The sequence below is a fragment of the Pseudoduganella ginsengisoli genome (assembly GCF_009720865.1).
Classification (GTDB): Bacteria; Pseudomonadota; Gammaproteobacteria; order Burkholderiales; family Burkholderiaceae_D; genus Rugamonas; species Rugamonas ginsengisoli.
Window position 1 is genome coordinate 163651 of the sequence record NZ_WNLA01000011.1, and the last position, 26531, is coordinate 190181.

The window sequence follows — 26531 nt, forward strand, 5'->3', positions numbered from 1 at the left end:
CCATGTTCGAACGCATGCCATCGCCGATCCCACCGAATTTGCCCTCTCCGCTGGCGCCTGTCGCCGCCACCATCAACCACTTGCTGGCCCAGGAACCGTGGGCGCGCGATGCCTTGCGGGCGAATGCCGGCAAGATAGCGTGCATCGCCGCCAGCCCGGTCGTGGTGCGCCTGCAAGCGACTACCGATGGTTACGTGGAATCCGTGCAAGGCGATGCGCCGGCCAACGTCACGATCAAAGTCAAACTGTCTGACTTGCCGCTGATTGCGCAAAACCGCGACCGCGCGTTTTCATATGTGCAGCTGGAAGGCGATGCGGATTTCGCCAACACGATTTCGCAGCTGGTGAAGTCGCTGCGCTGGGAAGCGGAACATGACCTGGAAAAAATGTTTGGTCCGGTGGCTGCCGTGCGCATGGTGGAAGGGGCGAAATCGCTGTTCAGCGCCTTCCTGAACACCAACCGCAAACTGGCGGAAAACACGGCGGAATATCTGCTGGAAGAAAATCCTGTGCTGGTGCGTCCGGAAGTGACGGACGGCTTTGGCGCCGATGTGACGAAGTTGCGCGATGACGTTGAGCGCTTCGCCAAGCGCCTCGCCAACCTGGAAAAGAAACTCGCACAACGCGGCGCCGCTTAAGGACTCCTGATGATCTTGAAATTCCTGCGGCTGCTGAAAATCCTGCGCGTCGCCATCCGCTACGGCCTCGATGAAATTGCGATTTCCGGCCTGGACGTGCCGCGCACGTCGCGTCTGATGGATGTGCTGTTCTTTTGGCGCGATATCAGTGCGCCGCGTGGCGTGCGCCTGCGCATGGCGCTGGAAGAACTGGGCCCGATCTTCGTCAAGTTTGGCCAGGTGCTGTCGACGCGGCGCGATTTGATTCCTGCCGATATCGTGGAAGAGCTGGCGCTGCTGCAAGACCGCGTGCCGCCATTTGATTCCAATCTCGCCATTGCCCAGATTGAGCGTTCGCTGGGCGGCCACCCGGACCGCCTGTTTGCCACGTTTGAGCGCACCCCGGTCGCCTCGGCCTCGATTGCCCAGGTCCACTTCGCGACCCTGAAAGATGGCAAGCAAGTGGCCGTCAAAGTGCTGCGCCCCGGCATGCGCCAGTCCATTGATAAAGACGTGGCCCTGATGCACCTGGCGGCCGACGTGGCGAGCCGCCTGTGGGAAGACGCCAAGCGCTTGAAGCCCAAGGAAGTGGTGGCGGAATTCGACAAGCACTTGCACGACGAGCTGGACTTGATGCGCGAAGCCGCCAACGCCAGCCAGTTGCGCCGCAATTTTGCCGATGGCAATTTGCTGCTGGTGCCGGAAATGTTTTGGGATTATTGCTCGTCCAACGTCATCACGATGGAGCGCATGCACGGCATTCCCGTGTCGCAGACGGAACGCTTGATCGAAGCCGGTGTGGATTTGAAAAAGCTGTCGTCCGACGGCGTGGAAATCTTCTTCACGCAAGTATTCCGCGACGGCTTTTTCCATGCCGATATGCACCCCGGCAACATCCTCGTGTCCATCGATCCCGCCACGTTTGGGCGCTACATCGCGCTGGACTTCGGCATCGTCGGCACGTTGAATGATTTCGACAAGGATTATTTGTCGCAAAACTTCCTCGCCTTTTTCCGCCGCGACTATAAGCGCGTGGCGGAAGCGCACATTGAGTCCGGCTGGGCGCCCAAGGAAACCCGCGTCGATGAATTGGAATCGGCCGTGCGCGCCTGCTGCGAACCGATTTTCGACCGCCCGCTGAAAGATATTTCGTTTGGCCAGATTTTGCTGCGCCTGTTCCAGACGTCGCGCCGCTTCAACGTGGAAGTGCAGCCACAACTGGTGCTGCTGCAAAAAACCATGCTCAATATTGAGGGCCTGGGCCGCCAGCTGGACCCGGACCTGGATTTGTGGAAAACCGCGAAACCGTACCTGGAGCGCTGGATGGCGGAACAGGTGGGCTGGCAAGGCATGCTGGAGCGCCTGAAAGCCGAAGCGCCCCGGTATACGCACGTGCTGCCGCAATTGCCGCGCCTCGTGCACCGCGCGCTGTCCGTGGCCAGCGAGCCGGATCACAATGATGAATTGCTGCGCACACTGATCGATGAACAGCAGCGCACCAACCGCTTGCTGAGTTTTATTGTGTATTTTGCCGGCGCCTTCATCATCGGCGCAGTGGGATTGCGCGCGTATATGCACTGGCGTGGAGTGATGTAATGGATTTCAATAGCCGTGACCCATTGTCGCCTGCCTTCTGGGATGAGCGTTTTGACAAGGCATTCACGCCGTGGGACCGGGGCGGGGTGCCGGAACGCTTGCGCCAGTTCGTCCACGATACGGCCCATGGCGCCGCTGCGGCCGGGGTGCCGTTGCCAACAACCTTGATTCCGGGTTGCGGTTCCGCCTATGAACTGGCGTATTTGTCGGAAGCCGGCTGGGATGCGACAGCGATTGACTTCTCGCCAGCCGCTGTGGCTGCGGGCAAAGAAGCCGTCGGGCCGGAATGGCAAGACCGTGTCATGGAAGCGGATTTCTTTGCGTGGCAGCCTGCCGCGCCGCTGCAATGCATTTATGAGCGGGCTTTCCTGTGCGCAATGCCACGTCACCTGTGGCCGCAAGTGGTGGAGCGCTGGGCGCAATTGCTGGCGCCGGGCGGCATGCTGGCTGGATTTTTCTTTTTTGATAACAATCCCAAGGGGCCGCCGTTCGGCATTGCCCGCGCGGAGCTGGATTTGTTGTTAAAACCCTACTTTACGTGCGTCACGGATGAGCCAGTGTTTGATTCCATCCCTGTTTTTGCCGGGAAGGAACGCTGGATGAGCTGGTTCCGGCTCTAAGCCGCAAAAAGGCTTTATAATTCAGGGTTTTTGATGTTTTTTGCGGAGTAAAGATGCCTATCTATGCTTACCGCTGCGAGGAATGTGGTCACGCCGATGAGGTGCTGCAAAAGATTTCCGATCCGCAGCTGACGGATTGCCCTGCTTGCAGCAAATCCAGTTTCAAGAAGCAGCTGACTGCCGCTGGTTTCCAATTGAAGGGAACCGGCTGGTATGTGACGGACTTCCGTGGCGGTTCCGCGCCAGCCACCGGTGTGGCCAGCGCGCCGAAGACCGATGCGGCCGCTGCCGCGCCGGCAGCCGAGCCGTCGCCAGCCGCCGCTGCACCGGCGGCGCCGGCAGCTGACACCAAACCCGCAGCCTGAAGGCGAAAGGACCCCGATGCGCAAGTATTTCATTACCGGTTTGCTGATTCTTGTCCCGCTGGCGATTACCGCCTGGGTCTTGAATTTGGTGATCGGCACGCTGGACCAGTCGCTGTTGCTGGTGCCGGAACGCTGGCAGCCGCGCACGCTGATCGGTTTTGATATCCCGGGCCTGGGCACGATTTTGACGTTCATCATCGTGTTCCTGACCGGCTTGCTGACCAATAACCTGGTCGGCAATTACGTTGTGCGCATGTGGGAAAAGCTGCTGCACCGCATTCCCGTGGTGAGTTCGCTGTACGGCAGCGTCAAGCAAGTGTCGGACACCTTGTTTTCTTCGTCCGGCAATGCATTCCGCAAAGCGGTGCTGATTCCTTATCCGCACCAGGATTCCCGCACGATCGCCTTCCTGACCGGTGTGCCGGGCGGCGACGTGAAGAATCACCTGGATGGCGAGTACGTCAGTGTGTACGTACCGACCACGCCGAACCCAACGTCGGGATTTTTCCTGATGATGGCAAAAAAAGATGTCATCGAGCTCGACATGAGCGTTGATGCCGCCCTGAAATACATTGTTTCCATGGGCGTGGTTGCGCCTGAATGAACTGAACAAATTAACCTGAACTGAGAAATAACATGTCTATGCGCACTCATTACTGCGGCCTCACCACTGAAGCCCAGCTCGGCCAAACCGTCAGCCTGTGCGGCTGGGTACACCGTCGCCGTGACCACGGCGGCGTGATTTTCATCGACTTGCGCGACCGCGAGGGTCTGGTTCAGGTGGTCTGCAATCCAGAGCAGGCTGAAGTTTTCAAAGTCGCTGAATCGGTTCGTAACGAATACTGCCTGCGCGTGACCGGCCTGGTGAAAGACCGTCTGGCCGGCACCGTCAACGCCAACCTGAAATCCGGCAAGATCGAAGTCGTCGCGTCGCAAGTCGAAGTGCTGAACGCTTCCGTGGCCGTGCCATTCCAGCTGGATGACGACAACCTGTCGGAAACCACCCGCCTGACGCACCGCGTGCTGGACCTGCGCCGTCCGCAAATGCAAAACAACCTGCGCCTGCGCTACAAAGTCACGATGGAAGTGCGCAAGTACCTGGATTCGCTGGGCTTCATCGATATCGAAACCCCAACCCTGACCAAGTCGACGCCGGAAGGCGCGCGCGACTACCTGGTGCCATCGCGTGTCAACGCCGGCAATTTCTTCGCGCTGCCGCAATCGCCACAGCTGTTCAAGCAGCTGCTGATGGTGGCCAACTTCGACCGCTACTACCAGATCACCAAGTGTTTCCGCGACGAAGACTTGCGCGCTGACCGCCAGCCTGAATTCACGCAGATCGACTGCGAAACGTCGTTCCTGACCGAGCAGGAAATCCGTGACCTGTTCGAAGACATGATCCGCAAAGTGTTCAAGAACACGATGGATGTCGACTTGCCTAACCCATTCCCGGTCATGGACTTCGCCGAAGCCATGGGCAAATACGGTTCGGACAAGCCGGACATGCGCGTCAAGCTGGAATTCACCGAACTGACCGACGTCATGAAAGACGTGGACTTCAAAGTGTTCTCCGGCGCCGCCAACATGAAGAACGGCCGCGTGGTCGGTATGCGCGTGCCGAAAGGCGCGGACATGCCGCGTTCGGAAATCGACGCGTACACGCAATTCGTTGCCATCTATGGCGCGAAGGGCCTGGCGTACATCAAGGTCAATGAAAAAGCCAAAGGCCGTGACGGCCTGCAGTCGCCGATCGTGAAAAACATCCACGACGCGGCACTGGCCAAGATCCTGGAATTGACGGGCGCGCAAGACGGCGACCTGATCTTCTTCGGCGCGGACAAAGCCAAAGTCGTCAACGACGCGATCGGCGCGCTGCGCGTGAAGATCGGCCACTCCGAGTTCGGCAAGGCCAACGGCCTGTTCGACGACGTGTGGGCGCCGCTGTGGGTGATCGACTTCCCAATGTTCGAGTACGACGAAGAAGACGACCGCTGGACCGCGACGCACCACCCATTCACGGCGCCAAAAGACGGCCACGAAGACATGCTGGAAACCAATCCAGGCGCGTGCATCGCCAAGGCGTACGACATGGTGCTGAACGGCTGGGAACTGGGCGGCGGCTCGATCCGTATCCACCGCGAAGAAGTGCAGTCGAAAGTGTTCCGCGCGCTGAAGATCGATGCCGACGAAGCCCGCCTGAAGTTCGGCTTCCTGCTGGACGCGCTGCAATACGGCGCGCCTCCGCACGGCGGCCTGGCATTTGGCCTGGACCGTATCGTGACCCTGATGACCAAGTCCGATTCGATCCGCGACGTGATCGCCTTCCCGAAAACCCAGCGCGCCCAGTGCCTGCTGACCCAGGCGCCGTCCGAAGTGGACGAGAAACAGCTGCGCGAGCTGCATATCCGCCTGCGTGCGACCGAGCCGAAAGTGGCTGGTTAAGTAGGGCGGATTAGCCGGCGCAGCCGGCGTAATCCGCCATGCCTGCGTCCCGCCGGCGCATGCATGGCGGATCACGATCCGCCCTACAGTCGCTGCCTACTGCATGGATAAGCCTTACAAAATCCCTGAATCCGTCCTGGTCGTGATCCATACGGCCGACTTGCAAGTGCTGCTGATCGAGCGTGCCGACCGGCCCGGCTATTGGCAATCGGTGACCGGCTCGCTGGATGCGCCGGACGAGCCGCTGTTGACGACGGCCACGCGTGAATTGTTTGAAGAAACCGGCATCGTCGCCGATGGCGAAAAGATCGTGCTGCGCGACTGGCAACTGTCGAACATTTACGAAATTTATCCCGTGTGGCGCCACCGCTATGCGCCGGGCGTGACGCAGAATACGGAACACGTGTTTTCCGTTGAAGTGCCGCGCGATATTCCCATCCTGTTGAGTCCCCGTGAACACGTGAACCACGTGTGGCTGCCGTACCTGGAAGCGGCGGACAAATGTTTTTCGCCATCGAATGCGGAAGCTGTGCTGTTGTTGCCGAGGCAGGCCGCAGCCCGGCATTGATTCCTGCGCTGCCTGCACCAGTGCAGTGCATGCGATTTTTGCATAAGGTTTGCCGTTCACAATTCCCCATGGGACCATGATTCGTCATCGGTCTCTGCAGGGAAATGGCATGCCTACCTTCACCAGCTTCATGATCGGCCAGCGCCTGGCCCTGGGATTCTGCATTGTCCAGCTGTGCGCCATGGCGCTGCTGGGGCTGGGCATCTGGTGCATGAGCCAGATGCAGGCGCAGACCGATGCCATCGTTGACGACAAGGCCGCCAGCCTGGTTGACGCCACCGGCATGCGCGAGAATGGCGAGGGGCTGGCGCTGATCTTGCGTAAAGTCAGCGCGCCCACGGACGTGGCAGAACTGGCGCAGCAGCGCGAAAAACTTGCGGCGGCACTGGCCCGCTATGGCACGGCGATGCACAGGATGCGGCAGCGTACCGCCACGCCAGAAGGCAAGCAATTGCTGGAGCAGGTATGGGCGCGGCAAGCGGTGGTCTTGCCGCTGGTGGAACAAATCCAGCGCGATGCGGCGGAGGGCAATTTCTTCGACGCTGCATTGAAATTGAAAGCGCTCACGGAACCCCACGAACAATGGATGGCGGCGCTGGCGGCACTGGCCGGCTACCAGCACAAGGCCATGAAGGAGGCAGCGGCCGAGTCGCGCCGCCGCTATCAGGCCGCGGTGCTGGGCATGTGGTCGCTGGGTGGGCTGGCGTTGACGTTGGGCGCCTTCATTGCGTGGCGCACCACGCGCACCATCACGGTCCCGCTGGGCAAGGCAGGCCGTATTGCCAGCGCGATCGCCACTGGCGACTTGAGCCAGGAAATCGGCCCCGCAGCCAACGATGAAGCTGGCGCGCTGGTGCGCTCGCTGCACACGATGCAACGGCAATTGACCGGTGCGGTACGGCAGATCCAGGACGGCGCCGCCAATATCGCCATGGCGGCGCGGGAAATTGCCACCGGCAATGCGGACTTGTCGGCGCGCACGGAAATGCAGGCGGGGTCGCTGGAGCATACGGCCAGCGCCATGGAGACGCTGACAGAAACCGTGCGGCAAAATGCGGGCCATGCGCGGCAAGCCAATGAACTGGTCAGGGATGCGGCACAGGTCGCGGAACGGGGCGGGCAAGTGATGGACCAGGTCGTCACCACCATGGGCGCGATCCAGGGCAGCGCGCGCCGCATTGCCGATATCACCGGCGTCATCGATGGGATTGCTTTTCAGACCAATATCCTCGCGCTCAACGCCGCCGTGGAAGCGGCGCGCGCCGGGGAACAGGGCAGGGGATTTGCCGTGGTGGCGTCCGAAGTGCGCAATTTGGCGCAACGCAGCGCGGCAGCCGCAAGGGAAATCAAGCTGTTGATCGGCGATTCCGTGGCGCGCACCGATGACGGCGGCAAACTGGTCGACGATGCCGGCCAGACCATGGCGCGTATCGTGCGATCGGTGCAGTCAGTTGCCGCCATCATGGCCGATATCGCTGCCGCCAGCGAATCGCAAAGCGTGGGTTTGCAGGAAATCAACCATGCCGTCACGCGCATGGATGACATGACGCAGCAAAACGCGGCGCTGGTCGAGCAAGCCGCCGCTGCCGCCGACAGCCTGCAGCACCAGGCGCAGCGGCTGGAACAGGCTGTCGGCATGTTCACGCTGTCGCCTGGCGGCACACATCCATCCACTGAAGCCCGATTGGCGCTACCATGAGCGTAAATTCCCTACTAGCAATGAAACCTGTACCCACCACTGTTATGAAAAAAGCACGTTTGCCGCTCGCCATGCTGGCAGTCGTGACAGTCCTGGCGCTACCGGCCGGCAGCGCATGGGCGCAGGACTCTGCCACCCTCAGGAAAATCAAGGAAACCGGCGTCATCACCATTGGTTTCCGCGACAAGTCGATTCCCTTTTCCTTCCTCGACAAACAGCAGCGGCCGATCGGCTATTCCATCGAACTGTGCGAGCGCGTGGCCGCCGCCGTGAAAAACCGGCTGAAATTGCCTGTGCTGGAAATCATGTACCGTCCCGTGACGGCGGCCAACCGCATGGCCTTCGTGGCCAACGATATCGTCGACATCGAGTGCGGCTCCACGTCCAATACGCTGGAGCGGCAAAAGGAAGTCGCGTTTTCCGTGACGACGTTTGTGTCGGCCAGCAGCCTGCTGTCCCGCAAGGCCAACAATTACCAGAGCCTGGCGGAACTGCGGGGACGCACCGTGGTTTCCACTGCCGGCACCACGACAGTGAGGACGCTGCAGGAATCAAGCCGCGCGCAAGAGCTGGATTTGCGCATCATTGCCGCAAAAGACCATGCCGACGCGTTCGGCATGGTGGAGTCGGACCGTGCCGCCGCGTTTGCCATGGATGAAGTGCTGCTGCTGGGGCTGGTGGCCACGGCTGCGCGTCCTGGTGATTTCGTCGTGCACAAGTCGGATTTGCCGCAAGAACCGTATGGCATGGTGCTGCGCAAGCGCGACCCGGAATTCAAGCGCGTGGTCGATGAAGCGCTGGTGGAATTGTTCCGCTCCGGCGAGATTTACCAGATTTACCGTAAATGGTTCCAGACCCCGCTGCCGAACCGCACGGATTTGCAAATGCCGATGAGCGCTGCGCTGCGGCGCGTGATCAATGCGCCGACGGATTCCGGCGATCCGGCGGATTACCGCTGATCGTCACTGAGGGGCGGCGCGGCGCCCCGTGGCGTCAACGGAAATCGTCAATCACGATGCCGTGCCGGTGCAGCTTGTCGTACAGGGTTTTCTTCGCGATCCCCAGCGTATCGCACACCATCAGCGGGCGCCCGTGGTGCAGTTTCAGCGCCTGTTCGATCAGGGTTTTTTCCACCATATCCATTTGCTGGGCCAGGGTCAGCGTCGGCCCGGTTGTCCCCAACCCTTCGCCATCCGGCAAGCCCAGCACGAAGCGGTCGGCCGCGTTGCGCAATTCGCGCACGTTGCCTGGCCAGTCATGCGCCATCAGTTTGCGGATATAGTCGCCGGGCAGCGCCGGCGTGTCGCGGCCATAGCGCCGCGCCGCCTGCTGCAGGAAGTGTTCAAACAACAGGGGGATGTCTTCACGCCGCTCGCGCAGCGGCGGCAATTTCAGCACGGCCACGTTCAGCCGGTAATACAAGTCGGCACGGAATTTTTGCTGGTCGCTTAATTCCTTCAAATCATATTTGGTGGCCGCCACAATGCGGAAGTCGATCGGCACCAGCTCATTGGAGCCGAGCCGCTCAATCTTGCGTTCCTGTAGCGCCCGCAGCAGCTTGACCTGGAAATTCATCGGCATGCTTTCGATTTCATCCAGCAGCAAGGTGCCGCCGTGCGCATGCTCGATCTTGCCCACGCGGCGCTTGCTGGCATTGGTGAATGCCCCCGCTTCATGGCCGAAGATTTCACTCTCGAACAGGGTTTCCGGCATGCCGCCGCAATTGATGGCGACGAAATTCGCACGGCGCCGGTTGCTGTGCTCATGCAGGCAGCGCGCCACCACTTCCTTGCCGGTGCCGGTTTCACCAAACACCAGCACGTCGGCCGGCGTATCGGCCAGGCTCAGGATTTGCTGGCGCAACAGGCGGATGGCGGCCGATTCACCGACCAGCATGGCATCGATGCCGCAGGTTTCCGTAAGCTTGCGGCGCAACGTATCGACTTCGATGCGCAGCGCGCGCTTTTCCACGGCGCGCGTGGCCACTTCCACCAGCCGCTCCATGGCAAATGGTTTTTCAATGAAGTCGTAAGCGCCATGGCGCATGGCTTCCACCGCCATGGAAATGTCACCATGGCCGGTGACGAGGATCACGGGGATGGTGGCGTCGGTGGCGCACACATGCTGCAGCAGGCCGAAACCATCAATGCCGGGCAGCCGTACGTCCGTGATAACGATGCCGGGCAAGCCCGCCTCGATGGCAGGCATGGCGCGTTCGGCCGATTCGTAGGGCTCGACGGCAAAGCCTGCCAGGTCGAGGGTTTCCGCCACACTGCTGCGTACGGCCGGATCGTCTTCGACAAAGATGATTTTGTAACCTTCAAACATGGCTGTATTCCTCGGCAATCTGGAGATCAAGTTCAAACGCGGCGCCGCCCGGGATATTCGTGGCCCGCAGCGTGCCGCCGAAGTCGCGCACGATATCGGCTGAAATGGCCAGTCCCAAACCCAGGCCCTGGCCCGGCAGCTTGGTGCTGAAGAAGGGTTCGAACAGGCGCGCCAGCGCTTCTTCCGGAATGCCGGTGCCGCTGTCGGCCACGCGCACATGGGCGCGGCCATCGGCGCGCCAGACGCGGATCGCCAGCGTTTTGGCCGGTGCGTCGCGCATGGCGTCCAGCGCATTGGCGCACAGGTTGATCAAGACTTGCTCCAGCCGGTTGGCGTCGCACAGCGCCCGCAGGCTGGCGTCAACGTCGCTGTCCACGGTGATGTGTTCCGTGCGGATGCGGTTTTCCAGCAATAGCAGGGTGGCCGACACGGCGTCGGCCAGCAGCATGGGGCGCAACGTCAGCGGGGTTTTACGCGAGAACGATTTAAGCTGGTCGGTCAGGTGGCCCAGGCGCTCGGTCAGGCCGCTGATCGATTGCAGGTTTTTTTCAATGCGGGCCATTTCGCCCCGCTTCAGCAATAGCTGGGAATTGTAGGACAGGGATCGCAGCGCCGTCAGTGGCTGGCTGATTTCATGCGTGATCCCGGCCGACATCTGGCCCAGCAAGGCCAGCCGGCTGGCATGGATCAGGCTGTCCTGCGATGCGCGCAGCACTTGTTCGGCATGTTTGCGTTCGCTGATTTCCCGCAGCAGTTCCTGGTTCATGTCATGCAGTTCCGCCGTACGCGCCGCGATGCGCACTTCCAGCTCATCGTGCGCCCGCTGCAATGCGGCGCGGGCTTTCAACTGGCTGGCGATGGCGCGCCGGCGCTGCGCCAGGAACAATCCCAGCAAGCCGACAAACGCCAGCAATATCGCGGTGCCGACCGCGTTGCGCAGCGCATTGACCGTGACGTTACCGGCATTGGCCAGGATGGCGATACGCCAGCCCTGGTGCGGCATTTGCCGCACCTGCGTGCCATACTGGATCATTGGCGCATTGGGCGCCTGGCTGCGCAGGCTGATGATGCCGCCGCCTTCCACGCTCATGGCGCGCACCATCGCGGCGGCGCTCAGGTTGCGCCATGCCGGCTGGGTGCCAATCAGGATCACGTCGTTTTCATCCATCACCAGCAGGATTTCACTGTTCGTCTGCGAGACGGACGCGGTCCACGTGGACTCGATCGGATCCAGGCTGATTTTCACGACCGCCACGCCGGTCACCACGCCGTCGCGCAGCACTGGCTGGGCAAAATAGTATTCCGGCGCATTGCGGCCGGCGCTGCGGGAAAAATGGCGTGCCGGCTGCCCTTGCAGCGCCTCGTTCACATAGGCTTGCCCGGAGACGTCGTGGCCAATCGCGCTGTCCGGCTGGTACCAGTCGCTGGACGCGGCAATCCTGCCGTCGCGGCCCACGACAAAGATCACCATGGCGCCGGCCCGCACATTGAGACTGGCCAGGTGCTTGCTGGTGCGTTCGCGCTGGCGCGCATCGCCCGGATCGGCCAGCAGCGCCTGGACGTCGCGGTCCATCGCCACGATGCCGGGAAAATATTCATGCCGGCCCAATTCGCTCTCCAGCGCGCCCGCATATAAGTCCAGCTGGTGTCCCAGCACGTCATTGAGCTGTTCATAGCCCTGCCGGGCGCTCCACGAATACACGAGGACCGCCAGCACGGCGCCCAGCACCAGCACCAGGCTGCGGGTCGCATAACGGAATACCGGGCGGGAAAGAATCTCGTGTTGGAAAGCCTGGATCGCTTGCATTGGAGTGACGGGATTGATCAGTGCTGGATCCATATTACATTAGAAAATAATCCCTAATCATCATATTTCTCGCTCTCTGGAAAATGGCGCGGGAAACAGTATGGAAATCGATACTCCAGTCACGGGCTATGTGTGGATTGCCACACGCCTTATCTTTATCCCACAGCCGTAATGCCAGGAAAATCAGTCACCTATCGGACATCTGCCGTTTATTTAAATGCTGGCATGCAACCTGCTAGACATCAGGCACAGCAGGCAGCGCCGGAACAGGTGCTTATCCGCTGCAATAAGGGAGAGAAAAATAATGGATACGAAATGGGCGGAGGATTTTCTCAGTCTGGCGGAAACACGCAGCTTTACGCGTGCGGCCAGTGCGCGGCATTCCAGCCAGGCGGCGTTCAGCCGCCGCATCCAGTCCCTGGAATCCTGGGTCGGCGCCGAACTGGTCGACCGAAGTTCGAGCCCATTGTCCTTGACGCCTGCCGGGCAGTCATTCCGTGGCGTTGCCGTCAATATTATCCGCCAGGTCGATATGGCCAGGAATATTGTCCGGCGGCGCAATGAATATCCGGCGCACGCAGCCTAGCATACCCGAAACCGAATTAATAAAAATAGCTGGTTCCAGGCCCATATCGGCGCCTGTGGATTATTACGCCCTGCGAATTTGCGTTATCCCGTTTTTCGCTGGTTTAAACAGGGCAAGCGTAATGCCGGTCAAATAAACCATTTGATTCGTTTTAAAAATCGCCGTCGTTTTTATAAAACTATATAACCAGATAACGAAAAGAGGGAAGTCAAAATGAATCGAATTACGCGAGGTTCCGTTGCTGTGGGGATGGCCGCCGCCATGGGCGCTTCCGGCGCCGCCTGGGCCCAGTCCAGCGTCACCGTGTATGGCGTGGCCGATGCCGGCCTGGTACGCGAATCGGGCGGCGCGGCAGGCAGCGTCACCAATGTCAGCAGCGGCGTCGCTTCCGGTTCACGCCTGGGTTTCAAGGGCAAGGAAGATTTGGGCGGCGGCCTGGCCGCGTTTTTCCAGCTTGAAAATGGCATGAACCTCGACAACGGCTCGGCCGCGCAAGGCGGCCTGCTGTTTGGCCGCCAAGCCTACGTGGGCCTGTCCAGCGCGGCAGGCTCCGTCACCTTGGGCCGCCAGTATTCACCGTATTACAAAGTGCTGCGCGACGTGGCGGACCCGTTTTGCATCGGCCTGGCCGGCAATGCGGGCAACATCATGGTGACCAATACCCGTGTCGACAACATGGTGCAGTACGCGCTGCCGCAGTGGCATGGCTTGACGGCGGAAGTTGCCGTGGGCATGGGCGAAGTGGCCGGCAGTTTCGAGCGCAACCGGGCTTATAGCGCGGCCGCGTATTACACGCAGGGCAAGCTGGTGGTGGCGGGGGCCTGGTTCCAGCGCCAGAATGCGCTGGCCACCGACCAGACGCGCAACGCGCTGCTGACCGCGCGCTATCACTTCGGCGTGCTGGAAGCCACGGTGGGCTACGCGCATAACCATGGCCTGGCCGGCGCCCACAGCGATGACGTGGTGGTGGGCGCCATCGTGCCGCTGGGCGCGCACCGCTTCCTGGTGTCGTATGTGCGCCATGACGACAAGACCCGCGCCGCCCGCGACGCCAGCCAGTGGGCGCTGGGCTACACGTACACGCTGTCCAAGCGCACTGACCTGTACGCAGCCTATGGCCACATCAACAACAGCAATGGCGCCACGTTCAAGGTCGGCAATGCGACCGAGAGCGGCAGCGGCAACCGCGCCACCAACCTCGGCATCCGCCACGTGTTCTGAACCTGTCCTTCCCACTACCACCCCGGCTCGCCGGGGATTTCAAGGAGTCTTTGATGAAAAAGTCGCACCATGTTGCCGCACTGTTCAGCCTGTGCATGCTGTCCGCCGCCACCCTGGTCCATGCGCAGGACGATGGCGGCACGCTGGCCAAGATTAAAAAAAGCGGCGCCATCACGCTGGGAGTACGCGATGGGTCCGTGCCGTTTTCCTATCTGGACGACAAGCAGCAATACCAGGGCTATTCGATCGACCTGTGCATGAAGGTGGTGACGGCGCTGCAAAAGCAGCTGGGCATGACGGAGCTGAAAGTCACCATGAACCCGGTCACGTCGGCCAACCGTATTCCACTGATGGCCAACGGCACCATCGACCTGGAATGCGGTTCCACCACCAACAACCTGGAGCGCCAGCAGCAAGTGGCGTTCGCTCCCACCATGTTCGTCGTGGCCAACCGCCTGCTGGCCAAGAAGTCGTCCAATATCCACACGCTGGCCGACATGAAAGGTAAAACGCTGGTGGCCACGGCCGGCACGTCCACCTTGAAGCAGATGACGATCCTGAACAAGGAACAAAACCTGGGCATGAACATCATCGTCGGCAAAGACCATCCGGAATCGTTCCTGATGGTGGAGACGGGCCGCGCGGCGGCGGAAGCCAATGACGACATCTTGCTGGCGGCGCAGCGCGCCAATTCGAAAACGCCGGGCGACTATGAAATCACGTCCGAAGCGCTGTCCGTCGAACCCTACGGCATCATGATGCGCAAAGGCGACCCGGCCTTCAAGAAGGCCGTGGATGACGCGCTGGTGCGCGTTTATAAATCCGGCGAAGACATGCAGCGCCTGTACCACAAGTGGTTCATGTCGCCGATCCCGCCCAAGGGCATCAACCTGCGCTTCCCGATGCCGCCGCAGCTGGAAGCCGTGCTGGCCAAGCCGACTGATTCGGGCGACCCGGCCGCGTACGCGGAAGTGCCGCAAGCGCAAAAGGCTGCGGCCAAGAAGAAATAACGCGCCGGCTGGTTCAATCAATCGATCACTAGGATAACCATGAATTACCACTGGAATTGGCGCATCTTCTGGGAAGCGGCGCCTGACGGGACTGGAACTTACCTCGACACGCTTTGGTCCGGCCTGCTGTGGACCCTGGCCACGGCATTGACGGCCTGGGTCATGGCGCTGGCGCTGGGCGTCATGGTCGGCACGGTGCGTACGTTGCCGAACAAATGGCTGGCGGGGCTGGCCAACGCGTACGTGGAATTGTTCCGCAACGTGCCGCTGCTGGTGCAAATGTTCCTGTGGTTCTTCGTGGCGCCCGAAGTATTGCCGCAGGCGGCCGGCGACTGGATCAAGGCGCTGCCCAACGCGCCGTTCGTCACGGCCGTGCTGTGCCTGGGCTTTTTCACGTCGTCACGGGTTGCAGTGCAGGTGGCGACCGGCATTGCCGCCTTGCCGCGCGGGCAAAAGATGGCCGGCACCGCGCTGGGGCTGACGCTGGCGCAAACGTACCGCTACGTGCTGCTGCCGATGGCGGCGCGCGTGATCTTGCCGCCGCTGACCAGTGAATTCCTCAACATCATCAAGAACAGTTCCGTGGCGCTGACCATCGGCGTGGTGGAGTTGACAGCCAGTGCGCGCGCCATCCAGGAATTTTCATTCCAGGTGTTTGAAGCCTTTACCGCCGCCACCGTGATTTATGTGGTGGTCAATATCGGCGTCGTGTACCTGATGCACCGGCTGGAAAAGAAAGTCGCCATTCCAGGCTTTATCGTTGCGGGCGCCGCCTCGGGAGGGCACTGACATGCTGGGCAATTTCGATTTCGACGTCATCGTCCGCTCGTGGGGCTACCTGTTCCAGACTGGCATGCTGTTCACGCTGAAGCTGACGGTGCTGGCCATGGCGGGCGGCATCGTGATGGGAACCTTGCTGGCGCTGATGCGGCTGTCCGGCAACCGGGCGGTGTCGCTGTTCGCCACCGGCTACGTCAACCTGGTGCGCGCGGTGCCGCTGGTGCTGGTGATTTTCTGGTTTTATTTCCTGGTGCCGTACATCGCGGCCTGGATCATCGGCTCGCCGGCACCGGTGCAGGTGGGCGCTTTTCCATCCGCGCTGATCACGTTCATCCTGTTTGAAGCGGCGTATTACTGCGAAATCATGCGCAGCGGCATACAGTCGATTCCCCGCGGCCAGGTCTGGGCCGGCCGCGCGCTGGGCATGAATTACTGGCAAACCATGGCCAACGTGGTGCTGCCGCAAGCATTCCGCAACATGATCCCCGTGCTGCTGACGCAAACCATCGTACTGTTCCAGGATGTATCGCTGGTGTACGTGCTGTCGATTCCGGATTTTGTCGGCGCCGCCGGCAAGGTGGCCCAGCGTGACGGCCGCCTGGTGGAAATGTATACGTTTGTCGCCGTCGTGTACTTCGCCCTGTGCTACGGCTTGTCGTTCCTGGTGCGCCGCCTGCAGCAGCGCGTCGCCATCATCCGTTAAATGTTCATGTGGAGAGAGCAATGATCAAAATTGAAAACATCAACAAATGGTATGGCCACTTCCAGGTGCTGACCGATTGCAGTACGCACGTGCACAAGGGCGACGTGATGGTCATTTGCGGCCCGTCCGGGTCGGGCAAGTCGACCTTGATCAAGACCGTCAACGGGCTGGAACCGGTGCAGGATGGCAGCATCCTGGTCGATAACGTGGCGGTGACCGATCCGAAAACCGACTTGTCGTGGCTACGCGCCCGCATCGGCATGGTGTTCCAGAACTTTGAACTGTTCCCGCACCTGACCATCCGGGAAAACCTCACCATTGCACAGGTCAAGGTGTTGAAGCGGGGGCTGGATGAAGCGAATGCGAAAGGCTTGAAGTACCTGGAGCGCGTGGGCCTGCTGGCGCACCAGGACAAGTTTCCCGGCCAATTGTCAGGCGGCCAGCAGCAGCGCGTGGCGATTGCCCGCGCATTGTCGATGGATCCGATCGCCATGCTGTTCGATGAACCGACGTCCGCGCTGGACCCGGAAATGATCAATGAAGTGCTGGACGTGATGGTGGGGCTGGCGCAGGAAGGCATGACGATGATGGTGGTCACGCATGAAATGGGCTTTGCCCGGCGCGTGGCCAACCGCATCGTGTTCATGGATAAAGGGATGGTGATCGAGGATTGCAGCAAGGATGACTTCTTCGGCGCTCCCCGCTCGCCGCGTGCGGCGGATTTCCTGTCGAAGATCATCCATTGACCGCAGCGCTTAGCGCTCGGGGCAATTGCCGCTGTTGTCGCGTTCTTCCACATCGGTGACGATGCCCCGGTCCACGGTGAAGGTCACCATCGTGTCGGAGACAGCGCCTTTTTCCACCGTAAAACAAATCACGGCGCCGCGGCCTGTCTGCAATTCGCCGCTGATCCACGTGGCCACCAGCGGCGCCGTTACGCCTTCATACACGGCGCCCAGCGGCACGGTGCTGCCGCAATCCGTGAAGTGGGTCAGGTACAGTGTGCTGTCGATGATGGCCCAGTGGGCGGCCGGGCCGCCCGCCGAACACTGCCGCCGCTGCCGCAGCGCCGTTAATTGTTCCGAGGGTGGAACCGGCAGCGTCGGCTTGCCTGCCATCACAACCGAGTTTTGCGCCCCTTCGTAGGCCAGCCGGTCCGTCAGCGGCGTGGCGGCAGAGGCGGCAGAGGCCCAAAGCAAGGCGAGGAGGGCGGCAAGCTGTTTCATGCCAGTTGCTGTTCCAGTGTCTTCGTATAAGGCGTATCGACGTCGCCCGTATGCTTGGTGGTGACGGTTTCAATCAGCATGATCCAGCACTCCTGTTCCGCCACCGGCTTGTGCTGCGTGGCGCGCGGCACCACGTGCAGCGAACCTTGATTCAACTGCACCACCTTGTTCCCCTCGTAGTGCATGGCCAGGCTGCCGCGCACGATGAAAAACAGTTCGTCTTCATGTTCATGGCTGTGCCACGTGAATTCGCCTTGGATCTTGGCCAGTTTGACGTACTGATCATTGACTTGCGCCACGACCTTGGGCGACCAGTGTTCAGTGATGGTGGCGAAGGCGGCTTCAAGGTTGACGGACTCGGCGAAGGGATTCATTGGGGCTCCTTGAACATTAACAATTGGTGAAGCATGCATGCTACGCTTTTTTTCCACAGCAAATTGTCTTCACTTGCTGTGTTTGGTTAGAGCTTGGGGACTATTCGCCTCCAAACAGAGTTTCAATAACGACTACTACGGTCCTTACCGCTTTTTTAAATCGGCCTCAATCTCCTGCACCAGATTCTGCGTACTCCACTCCAGTGCACTGACGGTGATGGCCGGTTGATAGAATTCGCCATTGCCCCGCGGCCGGTTGACGTACACCTTGGTTGGCACGATGACGGTGGCGCGCCCTGAGTCCAGTTGCTGACGCCGCACTTCCATGTAAGTCGAATCAGCAGAGCTTGGGGCGCCGATCAGCTTGGTATTGGGGAAGCGTGTGAAGTAATCCAGTGCATCCAGGCAAGCGCTGGCACATTGACCGGGTACGATCACGTAAAGCGGACGAGTGAAGGGAGCGGGATCGCCTTCCACATCAGCCTCGGGATGCGCTGGCGCTTCGGCGTCTCCTTTGGAAACAGCCCAGATATCACCGCGCTGCAAGGCCGGCTGCAATTTTTCCACCAATTCGCGGGCCCATCGTTCAGGCTCAACCTGGCCTTCGCGGTGTAATTGGTCAGCCAGCGATGCAAAGAATTGGACGTTCTCCTTCGACGCGCGATACCAGGTTTCCGTCCGGGCGAAATAGGCGGCTACGCGGCGCTGCACGCGCGCCTCACCCCACAGGGCGCCGCTGAATGACAAACTCCACAGCGAAGATCCGCCCCCGTTATGGCGCAAGTCGGCCACTACGGCGCGGGCGGACAGCAGGCGTTGGCGGTTTGCTTTCATTTCATCGAACATGGCTTGATAAGCTGCCCTGCCTTGTTCATCCGGATGGAACGATGGCATGGCCGCCCAGATCAGGCCGGGTTGAGGCTCCGACAGGCCAATTGGCAATTGGTCGCCGTTTTGGCTGGCATCGAGCCATTCGTAGCCTTCTTTGGACCGTGGCGTCCAGTTCAGCGTCAGGTCGCTTTGCTTGCCGGAGTGTTCAAAACGGCAGCGCTTGGGCAGGTTGATGAAGGGATTGCCCCAGTCCAGGAACAATTTTCCGGCCTGCCCCCACCACATGCCGTCCTCTTCTTCGCGTCCCAGAAAGGCGAACACGTTCGACTTCACCAGTTCGCGGATGGGAACGCCATCGCAAGACACCACGCGGGATCCTTTGGCCGGCACGCTGCCGGTAGCTGCATAAACGTAGAGTCCATCGCCGCGCCAGGCTGCGACAAAACCGGGCCAGCGGGGCTGATAGCTTTCGCCGGCGGGCAAACTAGGGTACATGCCTGCGTGGCCATCCTTGACGCGCGCATGGAAAGCCAGGATGGCCGCTTCATAGCCGCGCGCATCGGTGACCTTGGCGGCATAGCGTAGCCCCAGCGTGCGCGCCGCGGCCAGATTGCCGGCAAAGCCAGGATTGGCCTGATCATAGGTGCCGGGGTGATTTTCCTGCGTGATGCGGTAACCTGCTTCAATGTCATCGATCGCGGCTTGGCGCCATTGTTCCGGGGCTTGCGGGAGTGTCGTTGCCGAAGCCAGGTAGGGGAAGGCGGCGAGCGCCGCCAGGGCGAAGTAATTTTTCATGGCCGGATTGTAAAGAAACAATCCGGCCGAAAATACGCAAATTGTCACGGTAGCGGCGTGAAGGAAGACACACTTGCCACCGTGAATACATCGCGAACTATGCCGAACGGCGCTGCAGCGCCATCATCGCGCTGCGTATCCAACCCAGCATGGCTTCATTGATCCACCCCGGATCCGTCAGCCCCGGTTCTTTGGTCAGCGCTTCACGGATCTTTGCCTGCGTTGCCGGATTATCCCCAGCCATCGAGCGGAACAAGTCAAACCATTGCCGCGCCAATTCCTGGCCCTGCGGCGAGTCGGGCGCCTGGCCTTCATCGACGGCCGCACGCACGCGGGCAATCAGCGGTGGCCACTCCTGTGCGCGCTTGCCGATGTTGGCGCGCACGAACGCGTATTCATCGTCATCGAGATAGCGGCGGTAAATCGCCAGCTTGCTTTCGTGCGAAGCATCGATGATGAATTGCATGATTTCCGGTGTCACGCCTGACTGTTCCCGTATCTGCGGGTTATGTTCGTGCAGTGTATTCAAGCGCGCAAACAGGATCGGGTTGCCGCCGGTATCGTGCACGCTTTTTGCCATCCATTGCCGCGCCAGCACTTGCGCTTCCGCATCTTGCGGCGTGGCGCCGCGGTCCATCAGCGCGCGCACCGAGGCCACCAGCGCTTTCCATTCCGGTACCGCAACGGCGGCATTCGTATACAGCGGCAGTTGCTGCAATTCTTCCGGGGTGAAGTATTTGTCGTACATGCTCATGCTCTCCAAAGTAGTCAGCCAGTCGGCCAGGTTCGGTTCCTGTCCCTGGGCCAGCACACTGTGCAGCCGCTGCAAGCGGTTGCGCAATGCGCCGGCCTGCTCGATTTCGCGCGTCAGCATGTCAATTTGCTGCGCGACCACCGATTGCAGGGACAAATCCGGCCTGGATAAATAAGTTCCGACATCGGCCAGCGGCAAGCCAAAGCTGCGCAGCGCCTGGATCTGGTGCAGCCGCGCGATATCCGCCTCGCTGTACAGCCGGTAACCGGCATCGGAACGCGCCGAAGGCGTCAGCAAACCAATCGCGTCATAGTGGTGCAGCGCGCGCACAGTCAATCCGGTACGGCGGGCCAGCTCGCCAATTTTCAGCGCCATCAGTTTTCCTTTGTCTTCGAACGTGTGACCATCGTGGAGCCTGACGTTGCGTCAGGGTCAAGCAATTTTAACCAGGACTGGACATCGGATTGTCTGTTGCCCGCCGCACCCAGCGCGCTACCGCACAATATCCCCGCAGCAAGCAAGCTGTTGGGGTTAGAATCGGCTGCATGAAGATCCGTGTCGCTACCTACAACATCCACAAGGGCATGTCGTACCGCAGCCATCCGCGGGTGCACGCGCTCAAGCAGGCGATCGGCCAATTTGAGGCCGATGTCGTGTTTTTGCAGGAAGTGCAGGGCAAGCATGACCGGATTGCTGAAAAATTCGGCAGTGAAGCCAATGGCCACCGCCACTGGCCCAATACCGCCCAGCATGAATTTTTTGCCGGGGAAGACCGCCACTCCGTCTATGGCATGAATGCCAAATATGACCACGGCCACCACGGCAATGCATTGCTCAGCAACTTCCCCATCGCACACTGGACCAATACCGATATTTCCGACCACAAGTACGAATCGCGCGGCATCTTGCATTGCATAGTTGAAACACCGGCATTGCCGATCCACTGCTATGTCGTGCACCTGGGCCTGTTTGAAGGCAGCCGCACGCGGCAGACGCAGTCCCTGATCGATGCAGTCAGGGAAACCGCGCCCGATGATGCGCCCGTCATCATCGCAGGCGACTTCAACGACTGGCGCAACACGCTGAGCGACACGTTGCGCAAAGCGCTGGGCGTGGTGGAAGTGTTCGATGAAATCGGTTCCCATCCTTCCCTGGGCGACCTGGTGCGCACCATGGCGCGCCGCCAGGCGTCCGTGCGTCCTGCCCGCACCTTCCCCGCCGCCTTGCCTTTCTTCCGTTTGGACCGCATCTATGTGCGGGGCTTCCATGTCGAGGCTGCGCAAGTCTTGCACGGCGCCGCATGGGCTAAACTGTCGGACCATTCGCCTATCGTGGCGACTCTCCAACTCACGAAGGACCATGCGGTCGGTTAACTTTATCGCTGATAACGAAGTCAGGCTTTTGCACTGTGGTACCGATTACTTCCCGGCATTGAAGGAAGCAATCGATGCGGCCCAGTACGAGGTGTATTTCGAAACCTATATTTTTGCAGGCGACGAAACCGGGCAATCAGTGCTGGCTGCTTTGAAGCATGCCGCTGCGCGCGGCGTGGCGGTGCGCGTCATTACAGACTGGTATGGCACGGGCCACGGCCAGGTCTCGCGCATGGATGCGCAATTGCGGGAAGCCGGAGTCGAACACCGCATTTTCAACCCGTGGTTCAAGCGGGGCTTTACGCGCACACACCGCAAGATTTGCGTGGTGGACCGTGAAATTGCGTTTGTCGGCGGCATCAATATCAACGATGACATGTTTGCCGACCATGACCACAGCATCAGCCTGGCCGCGCCAAGGTGGGACTTTGCCGTGGCGGTGCAGGGCCCGCTGGTGGCGTCCATCCACAAGGAAGCGCAAACGCAGTGGCGCCGCCTGGGCAGGATGAGCATCATCAAGCGCATCGGCCTGCTCAATGAAATGCGCAAGGTGAACAAGATTGCCCGCGAGAGTTCCGTGCAGGCGGGCTTTGTCGTGCGCGACAACTTCCGCAACCGTGCCACGATCCAGAAAGCCTATTTGCAGGCGCTGGGGCGTGCCCGTAAAAGCGTGCTGATCGCCAACCCTTACTTTGCGCCGGGCCGTAAATTCCGCCGCGCGCTGGCCAAGGCGGCGCAGCGGGGCGTGGAAGTCGTGCTGCTGATCGGCGTGGGCGAGATCTGGCTGCAAGATGCCGTGGCCCACTCGTTTTATCCGAAATTGCTGGCAGCGGGCGTCAAAGTGGTCGAGTACCACAAGACCCAGCTACACGCGAAAGTTGCCGTCATTGACGATGACTGGGCCACCGTCGGCTCCAGCAACGTCGATGGCTTGAGCCTGTTTTTGAACCAGGAAGCCAACGTCGTCATCAAGGATGCGGCGTTTTCGCAAAGCTTGCGCCGCCATATTGAAGCGGCGATTGCTGAAGGCGTCGTCATCCACGAGCATGAATATGCGCACGTGGGCCGCTTCCGCCGCATCGGCTATGAAGCCGCGTTTGTCGTGTATAAGTTGTTGATGCGAATATTTGCCGCAGAGAAATATGCTTAAAGAAAACGTCCGTATTGATAAATGGCTATGGGCTGCCCGCTTCTTTAAAACCCGTTCGCTGGCGCTGGATGCCATTGAATCCGGCCGCGTGAAGGTGGGCGGCGAGCGCGTGAAGCCGGCCCGCATTGTGCATTTGGGCGATAAGTTGTCGATCGACAACGGTTCCGACAAATGGGACGTGCTGGTGCTGGGCATTTCCGATGTACGCCAAGGGGCGCCGATTGCGCGCCTGCTGTACGAGGAAAGCGAAGAAAGCATCGCGCGCCGCGCCAGCGAGCACGAACGCCGCAAGCTGTTCCAGGATCCCGGCGCTGATTACAAAGGCCGTCCAACTAAACGCGACCGTCGTTTGCGGGGCGACATTTTCAACGAATGATGTGTCGCTTGCGCAACAATCGTTTCGCCCCGGTTTCACAGTGCTAGTATGGATTCAGCCGTCCCCACAAGAGGGCGGCATTCTGCAAACACTCCGGGAGATGACGATGAAGCAATGGCTGAAAGCGGTCTTAATGTGTTTTGTTGCGCTGGCAATGCAATTGCCAGTACAGGCCCAGGAAAAGCGCACGCCGGAAGAAGCGGTGGCCATGGTGAAGAAAGCCGTCGCGTATTACAAGGAAGTGGGGCGGGAAAAAGCACTGGCTGAATTTAACAACCCGAAAGGCAAGTTTGTCGACGGCGAACTGTACATATTCTCCTATGACATGAAGGGTGTAAACCTCGCCAGCCCCAACCCGAAGATCGTCGGCCGCAACATGATTGACGTCAAAGACGTCAATGGCAAACCCACCGTGCGAAGCTACCTGGAAGTGGCCAATACCAAGGGCCAGGGCTGGGTGGATTTCGTCTGGCCGCACCCGATCACAGGCGCTTTGCAACAGAAAACCGCCTACATAGAAAAAGTCGACGACATCCTCGTTGCGTGCGGTATATACAAGTAGTCCCCCACCTCGATCTCCGGCGGCCCGCGCCGCCGGTGCCTCAAAAGCGCGCACTGCGTACTGCTGCGACGCACCAATAGAGCCCGATCTCTAACAATCCCCTTTGACTTTTATCACCCGGTGGATAATAGTACGAGCGTTCGCAATTCTTTTCACACGAAGGAAATCCAAGTGGTGGAAAATAAGATTTTCTGACTTGGATGAAAACTTTGAGTGGCAACTATTAATACTTCGATCAAATTTATGCGCAAGGGTGAATTAACTCGCGCAGCCATCCTGGACACGGCGCTGGAGTTGGCCAGCCGGGATGGTTTGGAGGGCCTCACGATTGGCTTGCTCGCGGACAAGATGAACATGAGCAAGTCAGGAGTGTTTGCGCACTTTGGTTCGCGTGAAGACTTGCAGCTGGAAGTCTTGAAACTGTATCACCACCGTTTCGAGCAGGAAGTGTTCTTCCCCAGCATCAAGGAAGCACGTGGTTTGCCCCGCTTGCGTGCGATGTTTGCACGCTGGATCTCCCGCGTCAGCGAAGAGATTGCATCGGGCTGCATCTATATCAGCGGCGCCGTCGAATATGACGACCGCCCCGGACCGATCCGGGAAGAGCTGGTGGCGATGATTTCAGCCTGGCAGAGCGCGCTGCTGCGTTGCGTGAAGCAGGCAGTGGAGACCGGTGACCTGAAACAGGACTCGGATCCGCATCAGCTGGTGTACGAGATGTACGGCCTGATTCTGGCAGTGCATCACGATGCGCGGTTGCTGCGTACTCCCGGCGCCGTGGAGCGGGCAAAAGTGGGCTTTGAGCGTTTGATCGAGAATTACCGGAATCCGTAGTCGTCTGGCAGGAAGCAGTACAGGCGGCTGCATGGCGGCTGTGGGCGATCCGCAGTCAGCTTTCACTTACATTGTTATTTAGCCGTCAGGAGAAAATCATGGGTCAATACGTCGCACCAATCCGGGATATGCAGTTCGTGCTGCACGAGTTCTTGAAGGTTGAAGAGCAACTGAAAGAATTGCCAGCCCACGCAGAAACCGATGCCGACATCATCAACCAGGTGCTGGAAGAGGGCGCAAAGTTCACGTCTGAAGTGCTGTTCCCGCTGAACCACTCGGGCGACCGTGAAGGCTGCACGCACAACGCCGAAACCAAGACCGTGACGACTCCGAAAGGCTTCAAGGAAGCATACAAGCAGTACGTGGAAGGCGGCTGGGCTGCGCTGGCTTGCGATCCGGAATACGGCGGCCAGGGCTTGCCGCTGGTGCTGAATAACTCGTTCTACGAAATGCTGAACTCGTCGAATCAGGCATGGACCATGTACCCTGGCCTGTCGCACGGCGCGTACGAGTGCCTGAAAGAACACGGCACCGACGAACAAAAACGCCTGTACCTGCCGAAACTGGTTTCCGGCGAGTGGACCGGCACCATGTGCCTGACCGAGCCACACTGCGGCACCGACCTGGGCATGCTGCGCACGAAAGCCATCCCGAACGCGGACGGTTCGTGGAACATCACCGGCGCCAAGATCTTCATCTCGGCCGGCGAACACGACATGTCGGAAAACATCCTGCACCTGGTGCTGGCCCGCGTGCCGGACGCACCGGAAGGCTCGAAAGGCATTTCGCTGTTCCTGGTGCCGAAATACCTGCCAACAGCGGACGGCAAAATCGGTGAACGCAACCCGATCTTCTGCGGCGCCATCGAAGAAAAAATGGGCATCCACGGCAACTCGACTTGCCAAATGAACCTGGACGGCGCCAAGGGCTGGATCATTGGCCAGCCAAACAAAGGTCTGAACGCGATGTTCGTGTTCATGAACGCTGCCCGCCTGGGCGTAGGCATGCAGTCGCTGGGCCTGACCGAAGTGGCATACCAGAATGCGCTGGTGTACGCGAAAGACCGCCTGCAAATGCGTAGCCTGTCCGGCGTGAAAAACCCGGATGGTCCTGCCGACCCGATCATCGTGCACCCTGACGTGCGCCGCATGCTGCTGACCGCCAAAGCTTACGCGGAAGGCGCCCGCGCCTTCACGTCGTACGTGGCGCTGCAGATCGACCGCGAACTGCACCACCCTGACGAAGACGTGCGCAAAGAGTGCGCCGACGAAGTGGCGCTGCTGACCCCGATCATCAAGGCGTTCATCACCGACAACGGCTGGATCGCCACGTCGGAAGCCATGCAAGTGTACGGCGGCCACGGCTACATTTCCGAGTGGGGCATGGAACAGTATGTGCGCGATGCACGTATCAACCTGATCTACGAAGGCACCAACACCGTGCAAGCGCTGGATCTGCTGGGCCGTAAGATCTTGATGGACAACGGCGCCAAGCTGCGCAAGTTCGGCGAGAAAGTGCGCGCCTTCGTGGAAGAAAACGGCACCGATGAAGCCATGTCCGAATTCGTGACCCCGCTGGGCGAACTGGGCGAAAAAGTCGGCAAGCTGACCATGGAAATCGGCATGAAAGCCTTCCAGAACCAGGACGAAGTGGGCGCGGCCGCCGTGCCATACCTGCGCGTCGTGGGCCACTTGGTGTACTCGTACTTCTTCGCACAAATGGCGAAAATCGCACTGGAAAAACAAGATTCCGGCGACAACTTCTACAAGTCCAAACTGGCAACGGCGCGCTTCTACTTCGCCCGCCTGTATCCGGAAACCGCAACCCAGATCCGCCTGGCGCGTTCCGGCGCCGCCAGCCTGATGGCCCTGGAAGCCGACCTGTTCTAATGACTGACCGGCGCCGCGAGCCGTG

Annotated in this window: 27 protein-coding genes; 21 read left to right on the forward strand and 6 right to left on the reverse strand. The window is 60.1% G+C overall.

The annotated features are described in order from the left end of the window. Positions 1 to 2 precede the first annotated feature (2 nt). From GM668_RS17040 to GM668_RS17080, 9 genes are all read left to right on the forward strand, one after another. Positions 3 to 638: a ubiquinone biosynthesis accessory factor UbiJ gene (locus GM668_RS17040; protein ID WP_229499440.1), complete on the forward strand. Its 636-nt coding sequence runs from the start codon at positions 3 to 5 to the stop codon at positions 636 to 638. 9 nt (positions 639 to 647) lie between these two features. After that, positions 648 to 2213, forward strand: coding sequence for a ubiquinone biosynthesis regulatory protein kinase UbiB (gene ubiB, locus GM668_RS17045; RefSeq protein WP_155440147.1), 1566 nt, complete (start codon positions 648 to 650; stop codon positions 2211 to 2213). Continuing rightward, positions 2213 to 2833, forward strand: coding sequence for a methyltransferase domain-containing protein (locus GM668_RS17050; protein ID WP_155440148.1), 621 nt, complete (start codon positions 2213 to 2215; stop codon positions 2831 to 2833). The genes ubiB and GM668_RS17050 overlap by 1 nt, the downstream gene beginning before the upstream one ends. 53 nt (positions 2834 to 2886) lie before the next feature. Next, positions 2887 to 3198 (forward strand): FmdB family zinc ribbon protein, encoded by a 312-nt coding sequence (locus tag GM668_RS17055; protein WP_155440149.1) that lies wholly within the window; start codon positions 2887 to 2889, stop codon positions 3196 to 3198. A gap of 16 nt (positions 3199 to 3214) precedes the next feature. After that, positions 3215 to 3802: a DUF502 domain-containing protein gene (locus GM668_RS17060; protein WP_155440150.1), complete on the forward strand. Its 588-nt coding sequence runs from the start codon at positions 3215 to 3217 to the stop codon at positions 3800 to 3802. 32 nt (positions 3803 to 3834) lie between these two features. Continuing rightward, positions 3835 to 5640 carry an aspartate--tRNA ligase gene (gene aspS, locus GM668_RS17065; protein ID WP_211923407.1) on the forward strand — a complete coding sequence of 602 codons (1806 nt, stop codon included), beginning with the start codon at positions 3835 to 3837 and terminating at the stop codon, positions 5638 to 5640. Positions 5641 to 5743: 103 nt separating this feature from the next. After that, positions 5744 to 6208: a dihydroneopterin triphosphate diphosphatase gene (nudB, locus tag GM668_RS17070; RefSeq protein ID WP_155440151.1), complete on the forward strand. Its 465-nt coding sequence runs from the start codon at positions 5744 to 5746 to the stop codon at positions 6206 to 6208. Between the two features lie 109 nt (positions 6209 to 6317). Then, positions 6318 to 7907 (forward strand): methyl-accepting chemotaxis protein, encoded by a 1590-nt coding sequence (locus tag GM668_RS31460; protein ID WP_308506826.1) that lies wholly within the window; start codon positions 6318 to 6320, stop codon positions 7905 to 7907. Between the two features lie 44 nt (positions 7908 to 7951). After that, entirely contained in the window at positions 7952 to 8866 is a 915-nt protein-coding gene (locus GM668_RS17080; RefSeq protein ID WP_170305672.1) for an amino acid ABC transporter substrate-binding protein, read from the forward strand. A gap of 34 nt (positions 8867 to 8900) precedes the next feature. Here the strand turns inward: GM668_RS17080 and GM668_RS17085 are convergent, their stop codons facing one another. Together GM668_RS17085 and GM668_RS31220 are read right to left on the reverse strand one after the other, a co-directional pair. Then, positions 8901 to 10235, reverse strand: coding sequence for a sigma-54-dependent transcriptional regulator (locus GM668_RS17085; RefSeq protein ID WP_155440154.1), 1335 nt, complete (start codon positions 10233 to 10235; stop codon positions 8901 to 8903). Continuing rightward, positions 10228 to 12075, reverse strand: a complete 1848-nt coding sequence (locus GM668_RS31220) for a sensor histidine kinase (protein WP_155440155.1) — start codon at positions 12073 to 12075, stop codon at positions 10228 to 10230. Before GM668_RS31220 ends, GM668_RS17085 begins: the two co-directional genes overlap by 8 nt. Positions 12076 to 12346: 271 nt before the next feature. Here GM668_RS31220 and GM668_RS17095 point away from each other — a divergent pair, with 271 nt between their 5' ends. The 6 genes from GM668_RS17095 (at position 12347) to GM668_RS17120 (ending at position 17088) form a co-directional block, all read left to right on the forward strand. Then, positions 12347 to 12628, forward strand: coding sequence for a LysR family transcriptional regulator (locus tag GM668_RS17095; RefSeq protein WP_155440156.1), 282 nt, complete (start codon positions 12347 to 12349; stop codon positions 12626 to 12628). A 213-nt stretch (positions 12629 to 12841) separates the two neighbouring features. Next, the gene (locus GM668_RS17100) at positions 12842 to 13849 is read left to right on the forward strand and encodes a porin (protein ID WP_155440157.1); all 1008 of its coding nucleotides are present in this window, start codon (positions 12842 to 12844) and stop codon (positions 13847 to 13849) included. Positions 13850 to 13944: 95 nt separating this feature from the next. Then, on the forward strand, positions 13945 to 14859 hold the full coding sequence (locus GM668_RS17105) for an amino acid ABC transporter substrate-binding protein (protein ID WP_229499452.1): 915 nt from the start codon (positions 13945 to 13947) through the stop codon (positions 14857 to 14859). A gap of 39 nt (positions 14860 to 14898) precedes the next feature. After that, positions 14899 to 15648, forward strand: coding sequence for an amino acid ABC transporter permease (locus tag GM668_RS17110; protein WP_155440159.1), 750 nt, complete (start codon positions 14899 to 14901; stop codon positions 15646 to 15648). A 1-nt stretch (position 15649) separates the two neighbouring features. Continuing rightward, positions 15650 to 16342: an amino acid ABC transporter permease gene (locus tag GM668_RS17115; RefSeq protein ID WP_155440160.1), complete on the forward strand. Its 693-nt coding sequence runs from the start codon at positions 15650 to 15652 to the stop codon at positions 16340 to 16342. A gap of 20 nt (positions 16343 to 16362) precedes the next feature. Continuing rightward, the gene (locus tag GM668_RS17120) at positions 16363 to 17088 is read left to right on the forward strand and encodes an amino acid ABC transporter ATP-binding protein (RefSeq protein WP_155440161.1); all 726 of its coding nucleotides are present in this window, start codon (positions 16363 to 16365) and stop codon (positions 17086 to 17088) included. A 9-nt stretch (positions 17089 to 17097) separates the two neighbouring features. Here GM668_RS17120 and GM668_RS17125 read toward each other — a convergent pair whose 3' ends face one another. The 4 genes from GM668_RS17125 to GM668_RS17140 form a co-directional block, all read right to left on the reverse strand. Continuing rightward, a complete protein-coding gene (locus GM668_RS17125; protein ID WP_155440162.1) occupies positions 17098 to 17568 on the reverse strand; it encodes a hypothetical protein in 471 nt (156 codons plus the stop codon). Then, positions 17565 to 17942 (reverse strand): cupin domain-containing protein, encoded by a 378-nt coding sequence (locus tag GM668_RS17130; protein ID WP_155440163.1) that lies wholly within the window; start codon positions 17940 to 17942, stop codon positions 17565 to 17567. The genes GM668_RS17125 and GM668_RS17130 overlap by 4 nt, the downstream gene beginning before the upstream one ends. Positions 17943 to 18086: 144 nt before the next feature. Continuing rightward, on the reverse strand, positions 18087 to 19568 hold the full coding sequence (locus GM668_RS17135; RefSeq protein WP_155440164.1) for a S41 family peptidase: 1482 nt from the start codon (positions 19566 to 19568) through the stop codon (positions 18087 to 18089). Between the two features lie 97 nt (positions 19569 to 19665). Then, entirely contained in the window at positions 19666 to 20697 is a 1032-nt protein-coding gene (locus GM668_RS17140) for a MerR family transcriptional regulator (RefSeq protein ID WP_155440165.1), read from the reverse strand. A gap of 170 nt (positions 20698 to 20867) precedes the next feature. On the opposite strand from GM668_RS17140, the gene GM668_RS17145 reads away from it, so the two are divergent. The 6 genes from GM668_RS17145 to GM668_RS17170 all read left to right on the forward strand — a co-directional run bounded on the left by GM668_RS17145 (position 20868) and on the right by GM668_RS17170 (position 26506). Beyond that, on the forward strand, positions 20868 to 21695 hold the full coding sequence (locus GM668_RS17145; RefSeq protein WP_155440166.1) for an endonuclease/exonuclease/phosphatase family protein: 828 nt from the start codon (positions 20868 to 20870) through the stop codon (positions 21693 to 21695). Next, positions 21682 to 22845 carry a cardiolipin synthase ClsB gene (clsB, locus tag GM668_RS17150; protein ID WP_155440167.1) on the forward strand — a complete coding sequence of 388 codons (1164 nt, stop codon included), beginning with the start codon at positions 21682 to 21684 and terminating at the stop codon, positions 22843 to 22845. The genes GM668_RS17145 and clsB overlap by 14 nt, the downstream gene beginning before the upstream one ends. Next, positions 22838 to 23221, forward strand: coding sequence for an RNA-binding S4 domain-containing protein (locus GM668_RS17155; RefSeq protein ID WP_155440168.1), 384 nt, complete (start codon positions 22838 to 22840; stop codon positions 23219 to 23221). Before clsB ends, GM668_RS17155 begins: the two co-directional genes overlap by 8 nt. A gap of 106 nt (positions 23222 to 23327) precedes the next feature. Continuing rightward, complete coding sequence (locus GM668_RS17160) at positions 23328 to 23783, forward strand: cache domain-containing protein (RefSeq protein ID WP_155440169.1); 456 nt, start codon at positions 23328 to 23330, stop codon at positions 23781 to 23783. Positions 23784 to 24026: 243 nt separating this feature from the next. Next, entirely contained in the window at positions 24027 to 24617 is a 591-nt protein-coding gene (locus GM668_RS17165; protein ID WP_155440170.1) for a TetR/AcrR family transcriptional regulator, read from the forward strand. Between the two features lie 98 nt (positions 24618 to 24715). Further along, a complete protein-coding gene (locus tag GM668_RS17170) occupies positions 24716 to 26506 on the forward strand; it encodes an acyl-CoA dehydrogenase C-terminal domain-containing protein (RefSeq protein ID WP_155440171.1) in 1791 nt (596 codons plus the stop codon). Positions 26507 to 26531: the final 25 nt, after the last annotated feature.

Excerpts from the sequence above, each read along its gene's own strand:
- nudB (WP_155440151.1), top strand. The coding sequence starts at position 5,744 with ATGGATAAGCCTTACAAAATCCCTGAATCCGTCCTGGTCGTGATCCAT.
- GM668_RS31460 (WP_308506826.1), top strand. The coding sequence starts at position 6,318 with ATGCCTACCTTCACCAGCTTCATGATCGGCCAGCGCCTGGCCCTGGGA.
- GM668_RS17040 (WP_229499440.1), top strand. The coding sequence starts at position 3 with ATGTTCGAACGCATGCCATCGCCGATCCCACCGAATTTGCCCTCTCCG.
- GM668_RS31220 (WP_155440155.1), bottom strand. The coding sequence starts at position 12,075 with ATGGATCCAGCACTGATCAATCCCGTCACTCCAATGCAAGCGATCCAG.
- GM668_RS17115 (WP_155440160.1), top strand. The coding sequence starts at position 15,650 with ATGCTGGGCAATTTCGATTTCGACGTCATCGTCCGCTCGTGGGGCTAC.
- GM668_RS17085 (WP_155440154.1), bottom strand. The coding sequence starts at position 10,235 with ATGTTTGAAGGTTACAAAATCATCTTTGTCGAAGACGATCCGGCCGTA.
- GM668_RS17100 (WP_155440157.1), top strand. The coding sequence starts at position 12,842 with ATGAATCGAATTACGCGAGGTTCCGTTGCTGTGGGGATGGCCGCCGCC.
- GM668_RS17140 (WP_155440165.1), bottom strand. The coding sequence starts at position 20,697 with ATGGCGCTGAAAATTGGCGAGCTGGCCCGCCGTACCGGATTGACTGTG.
- GM668_RS17160 (WP_155440169.1), top strand. The coding sequence starts at position 23,328 with ATGAAGCAATGGCTGAAAGCGGTCTTAATGTGTTTTGTTGCGCTGGCA.
- aspS (WP_211923407.1), top strand. The coding sequence starts at position 3,835 with ATGTCTATGCGCACTCATTACTGCGGCCTCACCACTGAAGCCCAGCTC.
- GM668_RS17080 (WP_170305672.1), top strand. The coding sequence starts at position 7,952 with ATGAAAAAAGCACGTTTGCCGCTCGCCATGCTGGCAGTCGTGACAGTC.
- GM668_RS17060 (WP_155440150.1), top strand. The coding sequence starts at position 3,215 with ATGCGCAAGTATTTCATTACCGGTTTGCTGATTCTTGTCCCGCTGGCG.
- GM668_RS17050 (WP_155440148.1), top strand. The coding sequence starts at position 2,213 with ATGGATTTCAATAGCCGTGACCCATTGTCGCCTGCCTTCTGGGATGAG.
- ubiB (WP_155440147.1), top strand. The coding sequence starts at position 648 with ATGATCTTGAAATTCCTGCGGCTGCTGAAAATCCTGCGCGTCGCCATC.
- GM668_RS17155 (WP_155440168.1), top strand. The coding sequence starts at position 22,838 with ATGCTTAAAGAAAACGTCCGTATTGATAAATGGCTATGGGCTGCCCGC.
- GM668_RS17120 (WP_155440161.1), top strand. The coding sequence starts at position 16,363 with ATGATCAAAATTGAAAACATCAACAAATGGTATGGCCACTTCCAGGTG.
- GM668_RS17145 (WP_155440166.1), top strand. The coding sequence starts at position 20,868 with ATGAAGATCCGTGTCGCTACCTACAACATCCACAAGGGCATGTCGTAC.
- GM668_RS17170 (WP_155440171.1), top strand. The coding sequence starts at position 24,716 with ATGGGTCAATACGTCGCACCAATCCGGGATATGCAGTTCGTGCTGCAC.
- GM668_RS17105 (WP_229499452.1), top strand. The coding sequence starts at position 13,945 with ATGCTGTCCGCCGCCACCCTGGTCCATGCGCAGGACGATGGCGGCACG.
- GM668_RS17110 (WP_155440159.1), top strand. The coding sequence starts at position 14,899 with ATGAATTACCACTGGAATTGGCGCATCTTCTGGGAAGCGGCGCCTGAC.
- GM668_RS17165 (WP_155440170.1), top strand. The coding sequence starts at position 24,027 with ATGCGCAAGGGTGAATTAACTCGCGCAGCCATCCTGGACACGGCGCTG.
- GM668_RS17055 (WP_155440149.1), top strand. The coding sequence starts at position 2,887 with ATGCCTATCTATGCTTACCGCTGCGAGGAATGTGGTCACGCCGATGAG.
- GM668_RS17095 (WP_155440156.1), top strand. The coding sequence starts at position 12,347 with ATGGATACGAAATGGGCGGAGGATTTTCTCAGTCTGGCGGAAACACGC.
- GM668_RS17135 (WP_155440164.1), bottom strand. The coding sequence starts at position 19,568 with ATGAAAAATTACTTCGCCCTGGCGGCGCTCGCCGCCTTCCCCTACCTG.
- clsB (WP_155440167.1), top strand. The coding sequence starts at position 21,682 with ATGCGGTCGGTTAACTTTATCGCTGATAACGAAGTCAGGCTTTTGCAC.
- GM668_RS17130 (WP_155440163.1), bottom strand. The coding sequence starts at position 17,942 with ATGAATCCCTTCGCCGAGTCCGTCAACCTTGAAGCCGCCTTCGCCACC.
- GM668_RS17125 (WP_155440162.1), bottom strand. The coding sequence starts at position 17,568 with ATGAAACAGCTTGCCGCCCTCCTCGCCTTGCTTTGGGCCTCTGCCGCC.